Below are 19,812 nucleotides of genomic sequence, written 5' to 3' on the forward strand. Positions count from 1 at the left end.
AAAAAGCGCCAATCGGCGCTTTTTTATATGGAAAGATTAACTTTCTATTTCTTCTTCGATTTCATCATCCGTAGTATCCATGCCCAATTCTTTAAGCTTGCGCGTTAAAGTGTTGCGACCCCAACCTAAAAGTTCTGCGGCATGACGTTTACGGCCACGGGTTTGTTGCAAGGCTGCATTGATCAAGGTGCGTTCAAACATTGGCGTCGCAACATCCAGAAGTTTCATTTCACCATTTTTGAGTTTCTGCATCGCCCATTGACCCAGCAATTCATCCCAGTGATGCGGTGCGATCTGGTTCAGCGTTGGAATTGGCGCACCCGGATCCTGCTGATGAATTGGAATCTGTTTCAGCTCAGGTGGCAAGTCTTCAGGATAGACTTCACGACCTGTGATCATGACAGTCAGCCAGCGACAGGTATTTTCAAGTTGACGCACGTTACCTTGCCATGGCAATTTTTGCATATATTCCTGAGTTTCAGGACGCAGAATCTTTGGATTGACCCCAAGTTCCTTTCCGGCACGCGCCAGAAAATGCTGCGCCAGCATCGGAATATCTTCACTGCGATGTGCCAGTTTTGGAATATGAATACGAATTACATTCAGTCGATGATACAAGTCTTCACGGAAACGACCATCATGAACCAGTTTTTCCAGATCCTGATGTGTCGCTGCCACGATACGCACATCGACCTTAACGGGAATATGACCGCCAACACGGTAAAATTCACCATCGGCTAGTACACGCAATAAACGGGTCTGGGTTTCAAATGGCATATCGCCAATTTCATCTAAAAACAGCGTGCCGCCATTGGCCTGTTCAAAACGACCCTGACGTTGGGTGTTAGCACCGGTAAATGCACCTTTCTCATGGCCGAACAGTTCAGTTTCGATCAGGTCTTTTGGAATCGCCGCCATATTGAGGGCAATAAAAGGTTTTGAACTGCGTGGTGAATGACGATGCAGGGCATGCGCTACCAGTTCTTTACCTGTACCAGACTCACCATTAATCAACACGGTAATATGCGATTGTGATAAACGGCCAATGGCACGAAACACTTCCTGCATGGCAGGCGATTCACCAATAATTTCGGTAGATTGAATCGGTGGAGCCGCTTTTGCCGATTCTTGTTGCTGTAGCTTGGTGATATGTAAAATCGCACGATTTACCAGTGCCAATGCTTCATCAATATCAAAAGGCTTAGGCAGATATTCAAAAGCACCAGTTTGATAGCTGGAAACAGCCGACTCTAAGTCTGAATGCGCCGTCATAATAATGACAGGTAGGTCAGGATAATTGTGTTTGACTTTGCCCAGGAAAGTAAGACCATCAATTCCTGGCATACGGATGTCGGTCAGAATCACATCAGGTGCTTCCAGACTCAATTGATCCAGTGCAGATTGTGCTTCTTCAAAACTGGTCACATCCAGGCCTTCTTCTTTAAAGGTCTTTTCCAGTACCCAGCGCATGGCGCGATCGTCATCAATCACCCATATTTTATTTCGCGACATGATTTGACTCCCAAGGTAAATATAAGCTAAAGACGGTTTTTCCAGCCACGGACTGACACTCGATCATGCCGTTGTGCTGATGAATAATATTCTGAGCAATACTGAGGCCCAGTCCGGTCCCTTTGGCACGGCTGGTGACCAGCGGATAAAACACCGATTCGATAATCTCTTCCGGCACACCTGGGCCATTGTCTTCAATATCAATCCGTACCACAGAGCGGTGAATCACCCCGTTAATAGTAAAAAGACGCTGGATCCGGGTTCTTAAAATCAGTTCCGGTTGATGTTCGACAAAGAATTCCTTGTTTTCGGTCATGGCCTGTACGGCATTGGCGCAAATATTCAAAATGACCTGAATCAATTGGTCACGGTCTGCCAGAACTTCCGGTAAGGACAAGTCGTAATCCCGGATAATCTTGATTTTCTTTTTGGTCTGGTTGGCAATCAGTGAACGTACACGTTCCAATGGTTCATGGACATTGACCAGTTCATAGCTCGGAAGCTGGCGTGAGCCGAGCATGGTATCGGCCAGATTTCTCAGTCGATCCACTTCGCTAATGATAATGTCGGTAAATTCTTTGTATTGTGGATCATTCAAACTACGTGCCAGTAATTGAGTCGCGCCACGAATGCCACCGAGTGGATTTTTGATTTCATGCGCGACACCGCGAATCAGCTGACGCGCTACCTGATGCTGTTGCAGCAGATTTTCTTCGCGTGAAATTTTTAACATGCGATCGCGAGGATTGAGTTCGATGAGCAGTAGCGGATGATAAGGTTTGCCCAGATTTAGCTGAGAAACAGTGTAGTCAACATGAATGTCTTTAAAGTTGACCAGAATAGTGGCTTCGCGGCGTGTATAAGGCTGTCCCGTAGTTAAAGTATTATTCAGGGCTTCTTCGGTATTGAACTCATCTGTCGGGTTTTGCAAAATATTGAGCACGGATGTGCCGCTCGCGCGGAATAAGCTCACATCAAATAAGGCTTCACAGGCAGAATTCAGATAATAAATATTAAGATCGCGGTCTATCAATAAGATACACGTGGTCATATTGTCCACTAAAGCACGATAGTCGATCGGAATAATTTGATCCATTCGCGGGTTTGTTCCTGTATTAAAATGGCGCAATGGCATCTTCATAAAGCAATTTAATCAATTTTAAGTTCTGATTTGATGCAAGATGCACGCCAACTTTTATGACGAGAGATTATTTATTGCGATGAAATGCAGAAATGTGACAGAGCAACACAATTCATCTTAGATATAGCGGATTAAATTGAGGCTGTAAATCTAAAATGATTCATTTTGGTGCATGAGTGGGTATGTTGAATATTTTATGGCAATATTTTAGTGCATGATGCAAAGAGTCAGGTTTTCAACTATTTTTATGATGCGAAAAGACATACAATACGCGCATTCTAGTAGAGCGAAAATTCATGAAGTCCCCCAAAGTCGGTTTTGTATCTTTAGGTTGTCCTAAGGCATTGGTAGATTCTGAACGTATTTTAACCCAGTTAAAGACTGAAGGTTATGACGTCGCTTCGGATTATGACGGTGCTGATTTAGTTGTAGTAAATACCTGTGGTTTCATTGAATCCGCAGTGCAAGAATCGCTCGATGCGATTGGTGAGGCGATGAGCGCGAATGGTCGCGTGATCGTAACAGGTTGTCTAGGTAAAGACGAAGACAAGATTCGCCAAATGCATCCCAATGTCCTGAAAGTGACAGGTGCAGCGGCATATAAAGAAGTTATGGATGCGGTTCATCAATACGTACCTGAGCCGCCAAAACACAATCCATTTATTGATCTGGTTCCAGAGCAAGGCATCCGCCTGACGCCAAAACACTATGCTTATCTGAAAATATCTGAAGGCTGCAACCATCGTTGTACCTTCTGTATTATTCCAAGCATGCGTGGCGATCTGGTTTCACGTCCAGTCGGTTCTGTGCTTGATGAAGCTGCAGCGCTGAAACGTGCCGGTGTAAAAGAAGTACTCGTCATCTCCCAGGATACTTCTGCTTATGGCCTGGACACGAAATACAAGCTAGATTTCTGGAATGGCCAGCCGGTTAAAACCAAATTCTATGACATGTGTGAAGCATTAGGTCAGTTGGGAATCTGGGTGCGTTTGCACTATGTTTACCCGTATCCGCATGTGGATGCTGTGATTGACCTGATGGCACAAGGTAAAATCCTGCCTTATCTGGATATTCCATTCCAGCACGCGAGTCCAAAAATTCTCAAACTGATGAAACGCCCTGCGCACAGTGAAAATACACTGGAGCGTTTGAAAATCTGGCGCGAGAAATGTCCTGATCTGGTGTTGCGTTCAACATTTGTGGTGGGCTTCCCGGGTGAAACTGAAGAAGACTTCCAGATGTTACTGGACTGGCTGAAAGAAGCCCAGCTGGATCGTGTGGGATGTTTTACCTATTCGCCAGTTGAAGGTGCGACAGCAAATGATTTGCCAGATCACGTTCCTGAAGAAATTAAACAAGAGCGTTATGAGCGTTTCATGCAGGTTCAGCAAGAAATCTCGGCAGCCAAACTCCAAAAACGTATCGGTCAGACCATGACTGTGCTGGTAGATGACCTGGAAGATGAATTCCCGGTAGCGGTTGCGCGTTCTTATGCAGATGCACCTGAAATTGATGGTAATGTTTTTGTTGAAGATATCGATAAAAGCGTCATCAAGGCGGGGGATTTACTTGAAGTCGAAATTACTGATGCAGATGAATACGATCTGTATGCAAAACTCATTTCAGTCAAGTCTGCTTAAGATTTTGAATTAAAAAAATTTAAATTGAATACTTTGGAGTTTGATGATGTTGGATTCTAAAAAGCCACGCTTTGGTCGCATCCTGTTAAAGCTTTCTGGTGAAGCGCTGGCAGGCAATAAAGACATGGGGATCGATGCACAAGTGCTCGATCAGATGTCACTTTCTATTGCGCACCTCGTGGGTTTAGGCGTACAAGTAGGTATTGTTGTGGGTGGTGGTAACCTGTATCGCGGTAGCCAGCTACAAAAAGATGGTCTAGTTGGTCGTGTAACTGGCGACCAGATGGGTATGCTAGCAACAGTCATGAACGGTTTGGCACTTCGCGACGCTTTGGTGCGCCGTAATATTAAAACCCGTTTAATGTCTGCATTGCCAATTGGTGCCGTGGTTGAGTCTTACTCAAGCCGTGATGCAATCCGTCACCTGACTCAGGGTGAAGTGTGTGTATTCGTGGCAGGTACAGGTAATCCGTTCTTTACGACAGATACAGCTGCCTGTTTACGTGGTATTGAAATCGAATCAGACTTGATCTTGAAAGCGACCAAAGTTGATGGCGTATATAATAAAGATCCAAGCAAATATGATGATGCGGTTAAATATGACACATTGACTTTTGACCAAGTTCTGGACGAAAAGCTGGGTGTGATGGACTTAACTGCAATCTGTTTATGTCGTGATCACAATGTGCCGCTACAAGTATTCGATATGAATAAATCTGGCGCATTGCTTTCCGTTGTGATGGGTGAAAAAGAAGGGACTCACGTTACCAATTAATGACGTGAGCACCAAAGCACTTTATACTACACGCTAATTTAGTAATAACCTCTTTTCAAGAATTAAGTAAGGAAGATCATATGATTAACGATCTTAAAAAAGACAGCGAAGACCGTATGAACAAAACTCTAGAATCTCTAGAGCATGGTTTTGCAAAAGTTCGTACCGGTCGTGCGCATCCATCAATTTTAAATAACGTGATGGTTTCTTACTATGGTTCAGACGTTCCATTGAACCAGGTGGCAAACGTAGGTGTTGAAGATTCACGTACTTTGTTAATCCAGCCTTTCGAACGTTCAATGGTTTCTGCAATTGATAAAGCGATTCGTGAATCTGACTTGGGTCTGAACCCAATTACAGCAGATGCGATTCGTGTACCGATGGCTGCGTTGACTGAAGAAACGCGTCGTGACATGCAAAAAGTTGCGCGTAATGAAGCAGAAAATGCCAAAGTAGCGATCCGTAACATCCGTCGTGATGTATTGGGCGATATCAAGGCTTTGTTGAAAGAAAAAGAAATTTCTGAAGACGAAGAGCGTCGTGCTGCTGACGAAATCCAGAAAATTACTGACAAATTTGTTGCTGAAGTTGACAAGCGCTTGGCTGCGAAAGAAGCTGAATTGATGAAGGTCTAATTCATCGATGACCGTTGCTGAAGAAAATCCCCGTCTTCCGAAACATGTTGCCATCATCATGGATGGCAACAATCGTTTTGCCAAAAAAAATCAGATGCAGAAAGGTGATGGACACCGGGAAGGAAAAACGGTTCTAGATCCGATTGTTGAACACTGTAAAAAAAGAAATATCCAGGCTTTAACTGTATTTGCCTTTTCCAGTGAGAACTGGAATCGTCCACAGTTCGAAGTTGAATTGCTCATGAAATTGCTGGTAGACACCATTCATGAACAATTACCCCGCATGGAAAAATTCAATATTGCCTTACGTTTTATCGGTGATCGCAGCCGTTTGTCCCCAGAATTACAGGGGCTTATGTTGCATGCCGAAGAAAGGACTGCTAATTTCAATAGTATGACACTCACTATTGCAATCAGTTATGGTGGTATGTGGGATATGGCACAAGCTGCACAGCGAATTGCCAGCGATGTTTTAACAAATAAATTAGATCTTGATGCAATTAATACTGATGTATTTGGTCAATATGTCAGCCTTGGTGATTTACCTGCAGTTGATCTGCTGATTCGTACGGGTGGGGACTTCCGTCTGTCGAATTTCCTGTTGTGGCAGGCAGCCTATGCAGAGCTGTATTTCACTGAGACGCTATGGCCAGAATTTACCGTTGAAGAACTTGATGATGCACTTGCCGTATTTGGCGGGCGTGAACGTCGTTTTGGTAAAACATCAGAACAGATTCATCAGGAAAAACTTGAGAATTAATACATGTTTGAGCGGATTATAACCGCATTGGTGTTGGTAGCAGTTGTACTGAGCTGTATGTTTGCTACTGAATCACATTATCCAATGTTTGTATTGATGGTTCTTGCTGCTGGGGTGGCCGGTTATGAGTGGTTCAAACTCATGCCGCGAAAATTTAAATATGTCATCAAACCTGTTGCTTGGGGATATGGAGTGCTCACTGCAGCACTTTCAGCTTTGGCATTGTATTTTGCCGAAGTTGCCTTATTGTTATGGGTGGCTTCTATAATTACCTGGTTGCTCAGCATTTACTGGGTTAAAACCTATCCTGAATATGATGGCTGGTACAACGCCAGCCTGCACGGAATCGGCGTAGTTCTGATCTCTGCTGCGGTTACTGCAATTTTCTCTGTCTGGCAAAGTTCACCGTGGTGGCTGATGTACCTGTTTTTACTGGTATGGGGCGCAGATAGTGGTGCATATTTTGTGGGTCGTAAATTTGGCAAGAAAAAGCTGGCGCCGAATGTTAGTCCTAATAAATCCGTAGAAGGGCTGTATGGCGGTATCGTTACTTCAATGCTGATCGTGACGGCAGTTGCCTTGCTTTATCTGGATATGACCTGGCCAGAACTGATTTTATTTCTGATTCTATCTGTCGTTACAGTATTTAGTTCGGTACTGGGTGACCTGTTTGAATCCATGATCAAACGTCGTGCCGGTATTAAGGATTCAGGTCGAATTTTGCCAGGACATGGCGGAGTACTGGATCGTATTGATTCTTTGCTTGCTGCAGCTCCAATCTTTGCAGCAGGTATGGCTGTTTTAAAACTTATTGGTGTAGATTTATAAATGTCACAAGCAGTTTGTATACTGGGTGCTACAGGTTCCATTGGTCAAAGTACTTTAAAAATCTTGCAGCGACATCCTGAAGCATACTCGGTTTTTGCTGTGACCGCGCAAAGTCGTATCGAGGAGCTGGTTGAAATTTGCCGGCAATACTGTCCTAAAGTGGTGGTGGTGCCGGCTGAAAAAGTAGATGAACTTTCAAAACTACTTCAGCAACACCATTTATCTGATATTGAAATTCTGCAAGATGAAGCCGGTTTAATCGCTGTGGCTGAACACGCGGATGTTGATATCGTTATGGCGGCAATTGTCGGTGCTGCAGGCTTGTTGCCGACATTGGCTGCAGTGAAAGCGGGTAAACGCGTACTGCTGGCCAATAAAGAAGCCTTGGTGATGTCAGGTGACATCATGATGCAGGCAGCGCGCGATCATGGTGCCTTATTGCTTCCCGTTGACTCCGAACATAACGCGATTTTCCAATGTCTGCCACCGCATTATTTTGAGGCAGAGCGTCATGGCAAGCCCAAACTGGGTGTATCCCAGATTCTGCTGACCGCGTCGGGTGGGCCGTTTCTGAACCACAGCATACAGCAACTTGAAGAGGTCACACCTGCCCAAGCTTGCAAGCATCCTAACTGGTCCATGGGTCAAAAAATTTCAGTCGATTCTGCTACCTTGATGAATAAAGGTTTAGAATTGATCGAAGCCTGCCATTTGTTTGCAGTTCAAGAACAATTTGTTACAGTTGTTGTGCATCCACAGAGTATTATTCACTCCATGGTTCAATACGTTGATGGTTCGACTTTGGCACAAATGGGTAATCCAGATATGGGCACGCCTATTGCACATGCTTTGGCATGGCCTGAGCGTATTAGTACGCATGTGGCGCCACTGGATCTGTTTATGCATTCACAACTTAATTTTCAAGAACCGGATATGCTCCGTTTCCCTGCATTAAAACTGGCCCGTCAGGCCATGCAGAGTGGCGGAATTGCACCTACGATTTTAAATGCGGCCAATGAAATTGCAGTTGCTGCATTTTTAAATCAACAGATCAGATTTACCCAAATTCCTCAGGTAGTTGAGCATGTCCTAAATCAGATGGACAATCAACCTGCACATGATCTGGAGGCTATCTTGCAAGCAGATCAAATGGCACGAGGTTTATCACAGCAATACGTTGTGAGTAAAGGAAGTTAAGATATGAATGCCTTGTTTATGATTGCCGCAGCAATTCTCTTACTCGGTCCCTTAATTGCGATTCACGAGTTCGGTCACTATATTGTGGCGCGTAAACTGGGCGTTAAAGTATTGGTCTATTCCATTGGATTTGGGCCAACATTATTAAAATGGACCTCGAAAAAATCCGGAATTCAGTATCAATTGTCTGCCTTGCCTTTGGGTGGCTACGTCAAGATGCTGGATGAACGCGAAGGTAATGTCTCTGAAGAGGACTTACCCAAAGCCTTCAATCGTCAGCATCCGTGGAAACGAATCGCCATCGTGGCAGCGGGACCATTAATCAACCTGATTTTTGCAGTTCTTCTATTCTGGGTGTTATTTTTACCGGCACAAGAACAGCTCAATACCCGTGTAGGCAAAATTTTACCAAATACGCCTGCTGCAACCGTACAAATGCAGCCGGGCGACAAAATTGTAGCTGTGGATGGTACTCAGGTGGAAACCTGGGAAAAACTCAGTTATGTCTTGGTGGATCGTGTTGGTGAAACTGGTGTGGTTTCTATTCAGGCAGATCGCGCTGGTGAAAACAAATTGTTCCAGTTGCCGATTCAAAACTATTTAAAAGATCAAAGTCAATCGCCACTAGAAAGCCTGGGTTTCTTGCCTTATCGGCCAGAAATTCCGGCAGTGATCAGCAAACTGAGTGAAGATGGTGCAGCCATCCGTCAAGGTTTGAAAGAAGGCGACAAGATTCTGGCCATTGACGGCGTTCAGATGAAAGACTGGTTTGATGTGGTGCAGGTGGTACAGGCATCTCCAGAAAAATTACTCAAAATGGATGTACTACGCGAAAATCAGGTGGTTCAGCTGGAAGTCATGCCACAAGGTAAACGTGACAATATGGGCAATGTGACTGGTATGCTGGGCGTACAAAGCGATCCGGGTAAACTGAACATTCCTGCAGAATATAAACAGACCATTCATTACTCGCCAGGCGAAGCACTGGTAATGGCATTTGATAAAACAGCACATTTATCTTCGATGATTCTGAACTCGATTGTCAAAATGGTACGTGGTCTGATTGGCCTGGATAATTTATCAGGTCCAATTACTATTGCCAAAGTGGCAGGACAAAGCGCAGAAATGGGCTGGGAAACTTTTATTTCCTTTATGGCGCTAATGAGTGTAAGTTTAGGAATATTAAATCTACTGCCTATTCCAATGCTTGATGGCGGACATCTGGTTTACTATTTTGTTGAATTAATTCGTGGTAAACCTGTTTCCGAACAAATACAATTGGTTGGGTTAAAAATTGGTATGGTACTGCTCGGCAGTATGATGCTTCTGGCATTATTTAATGATTTTATGCGTTTATAACAACGTAAATGGAATAAATTAACAGCGGAAAAGACTGGCATGCAGCACACACATTTATTTATGCCTCTGGCACTCGTTAGTGCAATGGCAGTAGCACAACAAGTATATGCAGCAGATGAATTCATTGTACAAGATATAAAATTTGATGGATTAGTACGTTTAACTCCTGACAATGTGTATGGCCTAGTGCCAATTAACAGTGGTGATCGGGTCAATGATCCAATCATTGCCAATGCAATTCGTAGCATGTATGCATCAGGCCTGTTTGATGACATTAAAGCCGTTCAGCAGGGCAATACCTTGGTTTTCCAAGTGGTTGAACGCCCGGTCATTTCAAAAATCGAATTGAAAGGCAATAAGTTGATTCCTAAGGAAGCACTTGAGGAAGGCCTGAAAAAAATGGGTCTGGCTGAAGGTGAAGTTCTGAAAAAATCAGCGCTGCAAACTATTGAAACTGAACTTGAACAGCAATACATGCAGCAAGGTCGTTATGATGCCGATATTACGGTCACCACGACGCCTCGACCAAATAACCGTGTTGAATTGCTAATTGATTTTATTGAAGGTAAAGCGGCCAAAGTTTTTGATATCAATATTATCGGGAATACCGTATTTAAAGAATCTGATATCAAGCAGGCCTTTGCAGTAAAAGAAAGTGGCTGGAGTTCAGTCATTTCGCGTAATGACCGTTATGCACGTGAAAAGATGGCGGCAAGTCTTGAAGCTTTGCGTGCCATGTATCTGAATCGCGGTTACATCAACTTTAATATTACCAATTCCAGTCTGAACTTGAGTGAAGATAAAAAGAATGTCTTCATCGAAGTATCTGTGGATGAAGGTGAGCAATTTAAATTTGGTCAAACCAAATATTTAGGTGACGCGCTTTATAAGACTGAAGAATTACAGGCTTTACAAATTTTCAAAGAAGGCGAAATTTATTCGCAGGAAAAAGTCAACGCGGTTAAGCAGTTATTGCAGCGTAAGTATGGTAATGCAGGTTATTACTATGCAGAAGTCAATATTGTTCCTCAAATTAACAACGAAACCAAACTGGTTGATCTAAATTATTATATTAATCCGGGTCAGCAAGTCACGGTGCGACGTATTAATTTCACTGGTAATACGAAAACTGCAGATGAAGTATTACGTCGTGAAATGCGCCAAATGGAAGGTGCGCTTGCCAGTAATGAAAAAATTGACTTGTCTAAGGTCCGTCTGGAACGTACCGGGTTCTTTAAAACTGTCGATATCAAACCTGCACGTATTCCGGGTGCGCCAGATCAGGTGGACTTGAATGTTGCCGTTGAAGAGCAGCATTCAGGGACCAGTACTCTTGCAGTTGGTTTCTCGCAAAGCGGTGGTGTAACTTTCCAGGCAGGTTTAAGCCAGACTAACTTCCTGGGTACAGGTAATAGTGTTTCAATCGATTTGTCGCGTTCTGAAACGCAAGATTACTATAACTTGAGTGTGATGGACCCATACTTCACCATTGATGGTGTGCGTCGCGGCTATAACATGTACTACCGTAAAACCAAGCTGGATGATGACTATAACGTCAACAACTATGTAACGGACAGTTTTGGTGGTGGGATTAACTTTGGTTATCCAATTGACGAAAACCAAAGTGTTAGCCTAGGCCTGAATATTGATCAGACTGATGTAACCACTGGGCCTTATGTTTCTACTTATGTTGCGGATTATCTAGAACGCAATGGTGGTAAAGAGACACGAAGCGGTGAATATTGCCCGGCTCAAATTGAGACACTGACAGGTAATTGTGTTGATGAAAATGGTAATCCAGTTAATACAACCACCTATGGTCAAGAATTTAAAGGTGAGTTTTTTACCTATAACCTGAACTTAGGTTGGTCATATAATACTTTAAACCGCCCAATGTTCCCTACAAATGGTATGTCACATCGAATCAATGGTGAAATTGCATTGCCAGGCAGTGATGTCGAATATCAGAAAGTCACTTATGATGCTCAGGCATTCTTCCCATTAGGCAAGGATTTTGTTCTGCGCGGTTATGGTAAGTTGGGTTATGGTAATGACCTACCATTCTACAAGAATTTCTATGCCGGTGGTTTTGGCTCAGTTCGTGGTTATGAAAACAGTACATTGGGGCCTAAATATCCGGGTGTATATTTCTCTGATATTAGCCAAACTGATCCATCTCCTGAAGAGGTAGGTGGTAATGCACTAGTTCAATTCGGTACCGAACTAGTACTTCCGGTACCATTCAAAGGGGATTGGGCACGTCAGGTTCGTCCAGTCATCTTTGCTGAAGGTGCGCAAGTGTTTGATACCCAGTGTGATGTATCAAATGAAAATATTTTCGTTAATGGCACTTCGGTAAATGGAAAGCAGTACTGTAAAGATAACTTCGGTTTCGATGCAGATAATATGCGCTATAGCGTGGGTGCAGGTTTCACCTGGATCACCATGATTGGCCCATTGTCTCTCAGCTATGCTTATCCGTTGAATAAAAAAGACGGTGATGATACTAAAAACATCCAGTTCGAAATTGGACGTACTTTCTAAAATCGTTTTGACCTAGAAACTAAATTTTGCTCATAAAGCCTGCAGGTTTTGTGAGCAAATTTTTTTGAATGAGTAAGAATATGAAAAAAATGATTATGGCAATGAGCCTGGCTTTGGCAAGTGTTGCTCCTTTGACTCAAGCGGCTAGCATGGGGGTAATTGACTTGGAGCGTGTGGTTGAAGGTAGTACCTATCTAAAACAACAAAACACGATATTTCAGCAAAAAATTCAGCCACAAACCACTAAAATTGAACAACTCAGCAAAGAGCTGGAAGCTTTGCAGCAACGTGCTCAATCCAACACTAAGCTCAGTGAGACTGAAAAACAGAAAATGTCTGCGGAATATCAGGCTAAGTTGCAAGAATTGAATCAGTTACAACAGTCTGTACAGACTAATGTTCAAAGCTCGATTCAGCAGATCCGAATTGTATTTGATGCACGTGTGAAGCAAATTGCTGAACAATTGCGTAGAGAAAACAACCTGGATGTAGTTTTAAATAAAAATTCAGCACTTGCTTATGATGCTAAATATGATTTAACTGATAAAATGATTCAAAAGGTTAATGCAATTAAATAATCAATGAATCATCAAAAGCTTCAGTTAGCTGATCTCGCTCGCCTGGTTCAGGGCGAGTGCATAGGTCAGACAGATTTACGTTTGAGTGCTTTGGCCAGTCTTGAACAGGCAACCTCACAAGATCTTGCATTTGTGAATGCCGATAAATATGTAGAGCAGGCCAATCAAAGTCAGGCAGGTGCTTTAATTGTCACGGCTGAACTAAAACAACAGATAACTTCACATCAAAACTTTATTGTTGTGGCAAATCCCTATCTGGCTTTTGCGATTTTGACGCATGTCTTTGAGAGAAAACATCGCCAGCGCGGCATTGAAAGTACTGCTCAAATTCACCCGTCGGCAATGATCGCGGACGATGCTTATATTGGTCATTATGTGGTGATTGGTGAGCATTGTGTCGTGGGTGCGAATACGATTGTTCAGGCGCATGTGCAGATCGATGATGATGTCGAGATCGGTCAGGACTGTTTTATTGACTCACATGTGACCCTCACCGGCGCAGCAAAAATTGGTAATCGGGTGCGTATTCATGCTAATAGCGTGATTGGCAGCGAAGGGTTTGGTTTTGCACCTTATCAAGGTAAATGGCACCGTATTGCGCAATTAGGTTCTGTACGCATTGAGGATGATGTGCGTATTGGGTCAAATTGTAGCGTAGACTGTGGTGCACTGGATGATACGATTTTGCAACAGGGTGTTATTATTGATAATCTTGTGCAAATCGCGCATAACGTTAAAATTGGTGCACATACCGCGATTGCTGCAAAAACTGCCGTTGCAGGAAGTGTTTCAATTGGCAAAAACTGTATCATTGGTGGTGCCTCTGCGATTTCTGGACACTTGAATATTGCCGATAATGTGACGTTGACCGGAATGTCAATGGTGACAAATAATATTTCTGAAGCTGGAAAATATTCATCCGGGATTGGTCTGTTTGAAAACCAGAAATGGAAACGTACCGTGGTTCGCCTCAGACAATTAGCAGATGTGCCATTGACCCAGGTGATCAAACGACTAGATCATATGCAATCTCAGATTGAGTCCATTGAATCAACATTTAAGTTGCGTAAATAATTATGATGACAGAGTCGAATTTGCCTACATTCACGAAGCCTGAATTGCCAATGAATATTCAAAAGATTCGTGAATATTTGCCCCATCGCTATCCATTTTTATTGGTTGATCGCGTAGTCGAGATTACCGAGAATGGCATTGTTGGTTATAAAAACGTCTCAATTAATGAAGAGTTTTTACAAGGCCATTTTCCGAATTATCCAATTATGCCAGGTGTACTGATTGTTGAGGCACTGGCACAAATCTCTGGAATTCTGGGTTTTGTGATGAATAACGAAGTACCAAGTGAAGGTTCTTTGTTCCTGTTTGCCGGTGCGGAAAAAGTTAGATTTAAAAAACAGGTGGTTGCAGGTGACCAATTGGTTTTAAAATCTGAATTAGTGATGCAAAAGCGGGGCATTTACAAATATAATTGTATTGCCACTGTAGATGGCGTCGTCGCAACAACCGCGGAAATTATGGTTTCGCATCAAAAAGTCGAGCAGGCATGAGCAATAATCCCCTTATTCATCCAACTGCCATTATTGACCCATCAGCAGTCATTGCTGCTGATGTAGAAATTGGCCCATATTGTATTATCGGGCCAAATGTCACTATTGGTGCGGGTAGCAAACTTCATTCACACGTGGTGGTGGGTGGCTATACGCGTATAGGTGAATATAATGAAATTTTCCAGTTCGCCAGTGTAGGTGAGGTGTGTCAGGATCTTAAGTATGCCGGTGAAGAAACCTGGCTTGAGATTGGCGATCACAACAAGATTCGTGAGCATTGCAGTCTGCATCGTGGCACGGTTCAGGACCAGAGCCTGACCAAGATCGGTAGTCATAACCTGCTCATGGTGAATACGCATATTGCACATGACTGTATGGTCGGAGATTATAATATCTTTGCTAATAACGTCGGTGTGGCTGGACATGTCCATGTCGGGGACTACGTCGTCATTGGCGGAAACTCGGGCATTCATCAGTTCTGTAAGATTGATTCTTATAGCATGATTGGTGGGGCATCACTGATTCTGAAAGATGTACCGGCCTATGTAATGGTTTCAGGTAATCCTGCGCATGCATTTGCCATGAATATTGAAGGTATGCGTCGTAAAGGCTGGTCAAAGACAGTGATTAGCGGTTTACGTGATGCCTTTAAACTGATTTATAAATCAGGTTTAACAACTCAGGAAGCAATCGAGCAGATCCGTACAGGAATTTTGCCGGAAGTGGCTGAAGTACAGCGTCTCATTGATTCTCTTGAACAGTCGAAGCGCGGTATTGTGCGCTAAAAGTTTAAGATAATAAAAAAGACACCTTATTTAAGGTGTCTTTTTTATTTTGGGAACTTCTATTTTACTTAAGAAATTTAATTTCCTCAGCTTTCGGATAATTCTTCAATAGCTTTGTTTTGTATTGCGATGCAAGCGTAGTATTCTTTTCAACATCTTTGCTGATGTTATAAAGCTGATACAGGGCAGTGGAGGCTTTCGCAGAATTTGGGTAACGGTCAACGACAATCAGATAATTACGTTTCGCTTCAGTAAATTTTGGCGGGTCAATCGCCAGATTGAATTCCGCTAACCAGAAATAGGCATTGCTGATATAAGCGCTATTCGGATTGTTTTTAATAAAGTTTTGCATCGGTGCAATGGCTTTGGCTGCACCGCCATTTTTATAAGCATCTAAAGCCACGGTATAAGCTGCTTTTTCCAGCTCAGCAGGTTGCTGTCCGCTGCTTGCTGTATTAACCTTATTTTCGCTTAGGCTGGGTGCAGTATCCTGTGGGTTTTCCTCCGTTGGATTGTCCTCAGCAGGTTCAATTTTTTGTTGCAATAGTTCAAGGCGCTGATCAAGATCGGCATAACGATTGGTCAGTTCATTCTTGAGCCGTTCAATCTCATTTTCCTGTTCTTCCATTTTACCGCGCAAAATCCGCAGGTCATTTTCGAGTTGCTGGTTCTTTTGCATGATTTGCCAGCTGGTATTGGTTTGAACTGCTGGAGTTGCACCAGCCGCAATTGCTGCTGGGGTATTTACTGTGGTTTGATTCGTAGCTTGACTCAAGCCACGCGATTCAATCGGAATATTGGCAAATAGAGGCGTGGTAAAGAGTGCTGTCACTGCACACAATACGGTCTTTTTAAACATCATAAAATTTCCATAATTCTTTGTGAGATGCGGATCCGCTGCTCATCTTTTCAAAGTAGATCATTCATATACATTGCACACATTAAAAACGGCATTTTTAGAAAATGCAACAAGGTTTTACAAAGATCATGTGAATCTGAGTGTTGATGGATTGATTGTGAAGATCCCTTAAAAATCAGCAGAAATATCAATATTGTTTTTAAAATAATCAAACGGATAGCTTGAGGGATTATTTTGCGGAACAAGGCTTGCAACTTGATTAAAAATCTCTATACTCTGTTTTTGTAATGGTAGCCCTGCTGGTTACTTCGCAATTGTACTCTATGAACCCCGCCAGGACCGGAAGGTAGCAACGGTAATAGAACTATGATGTGCCGGAGCTTTGCTGGTAGGGTTGCCACCATATTCTTATTATAATAACAATGCGAATTCGCAGTTTTCTATTCTCAAATATCATTCCTTTTTCAATGTCATCAAACAGCACTATCTTATTATTTTAATGATTCAGATCATTATTATTTTATGTCGTGCTTTATTTTGCAGCTAATATTGGATAAATAACCAATATACTTATACGTGCATTAAGACTTTCAAAGAAGATAAGAATTAATCTTCTGCTTTACGGTTAATCGCCTTGATAATCGCATCCATTTCAAAACCACGATACATTAGAAAACGGATCTGTTTGGCTTTGAGCTTCAGGTCTTCACTGACCTCAGTCCCATATTTTTTGACTTTTAGTTCATAGGCTTGTTGAACCCAGTCGGTTTCTTTGAGTTCTTCTGAAATCAGAGCAATATCAATCTTTTTGCTCTTGAGTTTCATTTTAATTTGATTGGGGCCTTTGCCTTTACGCTTTTGACTCGACAACATGGTTTCCGCCACGCGCTGATCACTTTGATAGTTCTCACGAGACAGTTCTTCCACTAAGTTAATGACTTCATCACGATGTTCTGCATAGAGTGCTAATTTCTCTATCAGTTCGGCTTTGGAATATTCCTTGCGCGTCATTACCGCAAAGGCATAAGAACGTAAGCGTGAGCTTGTCAGTCCCGGTTTCTTCTCATCCTGAGTTGGGGTAGAGGAAAACAAACGTTCTTCAGGATCAAATTCAGGAGCGTCTTGGATCGCACTTTTTGCAGGTTGAGCTTGATCTTCAGTATCACCAAATTGCTGTTTTAAAGTTTCATAATCGAGCAGTTTGCTGAATTTCGCGTCTGACATGATTCTCTCGGATTTTAGATTCCCTATATAATAACAAAACGCCCCGGAGGGCGCTGTGTATTGACGTTTAAAGATGATGCATCTAATAAGATCATGCATCTAAAAAGTCAGGTTCTTCCTTGCTATCGTCTTCTTCAACAACCACTGCTTTAGTCAGAAGCTGGTCACGAATCAGTTTTTCAATCGTCTGAGCCATTTCTTTATGCTCTTCCAGATAACGGATGGTGTTGTTCTTACCCTGGCCAATTTTGTCGCCTTGATAAGAATACCACGCACCAGCTTTCTGCACGATTTCTTGCTGTACAGCAAGGTCGATCAATTCACCTAGATGGTTAACACCTTTGCCATAAAGAATCTGGAATAAAGCTTCTTTAAACGGAGGCGCCATTTTGTTTTTCACGACTTTGACTTTGGTTTCAGAACCAACAATCTCGTCACCTTCTTTCACTTGGCCAATACGACGGATGTCCAAGCGAACAGAGGCATAGAATTTCAGTGCATTACCACCGGTTGTGGTTTCCGGGCTACCAAACATGACGCCAATCTTCATACGAATCTGGTTAATGAAGATCACCATACAGTTTGAGCGTTTGGCATTACCGGTAATTTTACGCAGTGCCTGGCTCATCAAACGGGCTTGCAGACCCATATGCGAGTCACCCATTTCGCCTTCAATTTCGGCACGTGGTGTCAATGCAGCAACAGAATCGACAACGATCATGTCGATCGCGCCAGAACGTACCAGCATGTCTGCAATTTCAAGTGCCTGTTCACCGTGATCCGGTTGCGATACCAGCAGATTGTCGATATCTACGCCAAGTTTGCGCGCATATTGAGGATCAAGTGCGTGTTCCGCATCGATAAATGCACACGTACCGCCTGCTTTCTGACACTCTGCAATTGCTTGCAATGTCATTGTGGTTTTACCTGAAGATTCAGGACCATAGATCTCGACGATACGACCTTTAGGTAAACCACCAATACCGAGTGCGATATCCAGCGTTAAAGAACCTGTAGACACGGCTTCAACTGCCTGAACGGTATTGTCACCAAGACGCATAACTGTATTTTTACCAAACTGTTTTTCAATCTGGCTTAAGGCAGCGTTGAGCGCCTTGTTTTTATTCTCATCCATCTTACAACCTCAATACGATGTCACTAAGTTAGTACTCAAGTGGATGTCTTAAATTAGAGCTTTGTTCCACAGGTGTATAGTGACAGAATTTTCCCTAGTGTTCTATAAAAGTCAGCGCATGTACGACATATTCTGACGCTTAAATTTATTCGTCATTATAGGACCATGACTGATCGAAATTCTGACTATTTTCATTTTTAAATCTACTGATGTCACGACGATCTTTCTTGCTTGGACGATGGTCGGGACGAGCTAGATTATGCAACTTTCTTTGTGACGTAATCAATTCCCGGCGCGCAATACTGACTTCGGTCTCTTCATACAGTTTTTGTGCCACGGGTGCAGGTCCACGAACATCAGAAAGTTCCTTAACCAGCACGGTTTTTTTGTCGATGCCTTGCTGAATCGTCAGTTCCATACCAACACGGACTTCGCGCGATACCTTGACACGTTCACCATTGTGATGGACTTTGCCACCTTCAATCGCATGTTTGGCAATCGAGCGGGTTTTAAAAAACCGTGCTGCCCACAGCCATTTGTCTATACGCATGCCTACCGCATCTTCGGGTAAAGACGATTTACGCATATTTTTTTTCTACCTCAGCCTGATTTAAATGAGTGATTAAATCTGTTAATTGGTGCAGCATCGGGTAATTACAAGTCTGACGTGCTAGTTTGGCTGAAGAGGGCTGCTGGATGCTGAACAGGTTCTGAATGCCATAGGCTTGAGCCCCATTCAGGACTTTTTCAGTATCATCAATAAAATAAGCATGTGCAGGATCAAATGGATGCAGTTCATTCAGGCCTTGCCAGAACTCGATAAATTCTTTGGCATGTCCGATCGTTTCTGAGCTGACGATGACATCGAAATAATCTCTTAAATTCAAATGATCCAGTTTAAATGCTAGACCCGCACAGTCAGCATTGGTGGCCAGCCAGATTGGATAGCCATTATTTTTAAGATAATCGAGCAATTCGAGACAATGAGGGCGCAAGGCGACTTTATCTTTATGTTCAATTTGCATCGCCAGAACATCGACTTCGACTTTAGCCGTCCAGAAGCGTGAAGAGTACCAGTTTAAGGTATGATTATGTTCCTGATAGAATGCATAGAGTGTCGTCTGGCTGTGTTCCAGGCTACAGCCATGTGTGGCAGCATAACGCACAGGCAATAACTCGTTCCAGATGAAATCGTCGTAGGCAAGATCAAGTAAAGTGCCATCCATATCGAAAATTATGGTAGGTTTTTCAGAGCATTTTGACATATTTAGGTTT

19 protein-coding genes and 1 other RNA gene are annotated in these 19,812 nt (G+C 43.0%); 13 read left to right on the forward strand and 7 right to left on the reverse strand.

What is annotated here, in order from left to right:
* Window positions 1-36: 36 nt before the first annotated feature.
* The gene (gene glnG / locus ACP7AK_RS01655; protein ID WP_004646710.1) at window positions 37-1,512 is read right to left on the reverse strand and encodes a nitrogen regulation protein NR(I); all 1,476 of its coding nucleotides are present in this window, start codon (window positions 1,510-1,512) and stop codon (window positions 37-39) included.
* Window positions 1,499-2,608, reverse strand: a complete 1,110-nt coding sequence (gene glnL / locus ACP7AK_RS01660; RefSeq protein ID WP_004646711.1) for a nitrogen regulation protein NR(II) — start codon at window positions 2,606-2,608, stop codon at window positions 1,499-1,501. Before glnL ends, glnG begins: the two co-directional genes overlap by 14 nt.
* A 341-nt stretch (window positions 2,609-2,949) precedes the next feature.
* Between glnL and rimO the strand changes: the two genes are divergently transcribed.
* From rimO to lpxA, 12 genes are all read left to right on the forward strand, one after another.
* On the forward strand, window positions 2,950-4,293 hold the full coding sequence (gene rimO, locus ACP7AK_RS01665) for a 30S ribosomal protein S12 methylthiotransferase RimO (protein WP_004646712.1): 1,344 nt from the start codon (window positions 2,950-2,952) through the stop codon (window positions 4,291-4,293).
* Window positions 4,294-4,339: 46 nt separating this feature from the next.
* A complete protein-coding gene (pyrH, locus tag ACP7AK_RS01670; protein ID WP_004279886.1) occupies window positions 4,340-5,068 on the forward strand; it encodes a UMP kinase in 729 nt (242 codons plus the stop codon).
* Window positions 5,069-5,148: 80 nt separating this feature from the next.
* Window positions 5,149-5,703 (forward strand): ribosome recycling factor, encoded by a 555-nt coding sequence (gene frr / locus ACP7AK_RS01675; RefSeq protein WP_004279885.1) that lies wholly within the window; start codon window positions 5,149-5,151, stop codon window positions 5,701-5,703.
* A gap of 7 nt (window positions 5,704-5,710) precedes the next feature.
* Window positions 5,711-6,463 carry a polyprenyl diphosphate synthase gene (gene uppS / locus ACP7AK_RS01680; protein WP_004646714.1) on the forward strand — a complete coding sequence of 251 codons (753 nt, stop codon included), beginning with the start codon at window positions 5,711-5,713 and terminating at the stop codon, window positions 6,461-6,463.
* A gap of 3 nt (window positions 6,464-6,466) precedes the next feature.
* Window positions 6,467-7,291 (forward strand): phosphatidate cytidylyltransferase, encoded by an 825-nt coding sequence (locus ACP7AK_RS01685; protein ID WP_004646715.1) that lies wholly within the window; start codon window positions 6,467-6,469, stop codon window positions 7,289-7,291.
* Window positions 7,292-8,488, forward strand: a complete 1,197-nt coding sequence (gene ispC / locus ACP7AK_RS01690) for a 1-deoxy-D-xylulose-5-phosphate reductoisomerase (RefSeq protein ID WP_425878231.1) — start codon at window positions 7,292-7,294, stop codon at window positions 8,486-8,488. It abuts the gene before it with no gap.
* A 3-nt stretch (window positions 8,489-8,491) separates the two neighbouring features.
* Window positions 8,492-9,847 carry an RIP metalloprotease RseP gene (rseP, locus tag ACP7AK_RS01695; protein WP_425878233.1) on the forward strand — a complete coding sequence of 452 codons (1,356 nt, stop codon included), beginning with the start codon at window positions 8,492-8,494 and terminating at the stop codon, window positions 9,845-9,847.
* A 39-nt stretch (window positions 9,848-9,886) separates the two neighbouring features.
* A complete protein-coding gene (gene bamA / locus ACP7AK_RS01700; RefSeq protein ID WP_311203472.1) occupies window positions 9,887-12,391 on the forward strand; it encodes an outer membrane protein assembly factor BamA in 2,505 nt (834 codons plus the stop codon).
* An 80-nt stretch (window positions 12,392-12,471) separates the two neighbouring features.
* Window positions 12,472-12,969 (forward strand): OmpH family outer membrane protein, encoded by a 498-nt coding sequence (locus ACP7AK_RS01705; RefSeq protein WP_191112430.1) that lies wholly within the window; start codon window positions 12,472-12,474, stop codon window positions 12,967-12,969.
* Between the two features lie 3 nt (window positions 12,970-12,972).
* A complete protein-coding gene (lpxD, locus tag ACP7AK_RS01710; protein WP_425878236.1) occupies window positions 12,973-14,043 on the forward strand; it encodes a UDP-3-O-(3-hydroxymyristoyl)glucosamine N-acyltransferase in 1,071 nt (356 codons plus the stop codon).
* A 5-nt stretch (window positions 14,044-14,048) separates the two neighbouring features.
* Window positions 14,049-14,534, forward strand: a complete 486-nt coding sequence (gene fabZ / locus ACP7AK_RS01715; protein WP_425878583.1) for a 3-hydroxyacyl-ACP dehydratase FabZ — start codon at window positions 14,049-14,051, stop codon at window positions 14,532-14,534.
* On the forward strand, window positions 14,531-15,319 hold the full coding sequence (gene lpxA, locus ACP7AK_RS01720) for an acyl-ACP--UDP-N-acetylglucosamine O-acyltransferase (RefSeq protein ID WP_004279876.1): 789 nt from the start codon (window positions 14,531-14,533) through the stop codon (window positions 15,317-15,319). The genes fabZ and lpxA overlap by 4 nt, the downstream gene beginning before the upstream one ends.
* Window positions 15,320-15,383: 64 nt before the next feature.
* Here lpxA and ACP7AK_RS01725 read toward each other — a convergent pair whose 3' ends face one another.
* Window positions 15,384-16,181, reverse strand: coding sequence for a YbgF trimerization domain-containing protein (locus ACP7AK_RS01725; RefSeq protein WP_425878239.1), 798 nt, complete (start codon window positions 16,179-16,181; stop codon window positions 15,384-15,386).
* A gap of 294 nt (window positions 16,182-16,475) precedes the next feature.
* Here ACP7AK_RS01725 and ffs point away from each other — a divergent pair.
* Window positions 16,476-16,572: signal recognition particle sRNA small type (gene ffs, locus ACP7AK_RS01730), an RNA gene on the forward strand.
* A 212-nt stretch (window positions 16,573-16,784) separates the two neighbouring features.
* Here the strand turns inward: ffs and ACP7AK_RS01735 are convergent.
* From ACP7AK_RS01735 to ACP7AK_RS01750, 4 genes are all read right to left on the reverse strand, one after another.
* Complete coding sequence (locus ACP7AK_RS01735) at window positions 16,785-17,402, reverse strand: regulatory protein RecX (protein WP_425878241.1); 618 nt, start codon at window positions 17,400-17,402, stop codon at window positions 16,785-16,787.
* Window positions 17,403-17,493: 91 nt separating this feature from the next.
* Entirely contained in the window at window positions 17,494-18,537 is a 1,044-nt protein-coding gene (recA, locus tag ACP7AK_RS01740; protein WP_004279873.1) for a recombinase RecA, read from the reverse strand.
* A 145-nt stretch (window positions 18,538-18,682) separates the two neighbouring features.
* On the reverse strand, window positions 18,683-19,123 hold the full coding sequence (locus ACP7AK_RS01745; protein WP_005246619.1) for an RNA-binding S4 domain-containing protein: 441 nt from the start codon (window positions 19,121-19,123) through the stop codon (window positions 18,683-18,685).
* Complete coding sequence (locus tag ACP7AK_RS01750; protein WP_425878243.1) at window positions 19,116-19,802, reverse strand: HAD-IA family hydrolase; 687 nt, start codon at window positions 19,800-19,802, stop codon at window positions 19,116-19,118. Before ACP7AK_RS01750 ends, ACP7AK_RS01745 begins: the two co-directional genes overlap by 8 nt.
* Window positions 19,803-19,812: the final 10 nt, after the last annotated feature.

It is taken from the genome of Acinetobacter sp. TWP2-2-3 (assembly GCF_049896445.1).
Classification (GTDB): domain Bacteria; phylum Pseudomonadota; class Gammaproteobacteria; order Pseudomonadales; family Moraxellaceae; genus Acinetobacter.

Bases quoted from the DNA above. Each gene is read 5' to 3' on its own strand.
- pyrH (WP_004279886.1), top strand. From the start codon at position 4,340: ATGTTGGATTCTAAAAAGCCACGCTTTGGTCGCATCCTGTTAAAGCTT.
- ACP7AK_RS01750 (WP_425878243.1), bottom strand. From the start codon at position 19,802: ATGTCAAAATGCTCTGAAAAACCTACCATAATTTTCGATATGGATGGC.
- lpxA (WP_004279876.1), top strand. From the start codon at position 14,531: ATGAGCAATAATCCCCTTATTCATCCAACTGCCATTATTGACCCATCA.
- glnG (WP_004646710.1), bottom strand. From the start codon at position 1,512: ATGTCGCGAAATAAAATATGGGTGATTGATGACGATCGCGCCATGCGC.
- frr (WP_004279885.1), top strand. From the start codon at position 5,149: ATGATTAACGATCTTAAAAAAGACAGCGAAGACCGTATGAACAAAACT.
- ACP7AK_RS01745 (WP_005246619.1), bottom strand. From the start codon at position 19,123: ATGCGTAAATCGTCTTTACCCGAAGATGCGGTAGGCATGCGTATAGAC.
- ispC (WP_425878231.1), top strand. From the start codon at position 7,292: ATGTCACAAGCAGTTTGTATACTGGGTGCTACAGGTTCCATTGGTCAA.
- uppS (WP_004646714.1), top strand. From the start codon at position 5,711: ATGACCGTTGCTGAAGAAAATCCCCGTCTTCCGAAACATGTTGCCATC.
- ACP7AK_RS01685 (WP_004646715.1), top strand. From the start codon at position 6,467: ATGTTTGAGCGGATTATAACCGCATTGGTGTTGGTAGCAGTTGTACTG.
- fabZ (WP_425878583.1), top strand. From the start codon at position 14,049: ATGACAGAGTCGAATTTGCCTACATTCACGAAGCCTGAATTGCCAATG.
- ACP7AK_RS01735 (WP_425878241.1), bottom strand. From the start codon at position 17,402: ATGTCAGACGCGAAATTCAGCAAACTGCTCGATTATGAAACTTTAAAA.
- recA (WP_004279873.1), bottom strand. From the start codon at position 18,537: ATGGATGAGAATAAAAACAAGGCGCTCAACGCTGCCTTAAGCCAGATT.
- lpxD (WP_425878236.1), top strand. From the start codon at position 12,973: ATGAATCATCAAAAGCTTCAGTTAGCTGATCTCGCTCGCCTGGTTCAG.
- ACP7AK_RS01705 (WP_191112430.1), top strand. From the start codon at position 12,472: ATGAAAAAAATGATTATGGCAATGAGCCTGGCTTTGGCAAGTGTTGCT.
- ACP7AK_RS01725 (WP_425878239.1), bottom strand. From the start codon at position 16,181: ATGATGTTTAAAAAGACCGTATTGTGTGCAGTGACAGCACTCTTTACC.
- bamA (WP_311203472.1), top strand. From the start codon at position 9,887: ATGCAGCACACACATTTATTTATGCCTCTGGCACTCGTTAGTGCAATG.
- rseP (WP_425878233.1), top strand. From the start codon at position 8,492: ATGAATGCCTTGTTTATGATTGCCGCAGCAATTCTCTTACTCGGTCCC.
- rimO (WP_004646712.1), top strand. From the start codon at position 2,950: ATGAAGTCCCCCAAAGTCGGTTTTGTATCTTTAGGTTGTCCTAAGGCA.
- glnL (WP_004646711.1), bottom strand. From the start codon at position 2,608: ATGGATCAAATTATTCCGATCGACTATCGTGCTTTAGTGGACAATATG.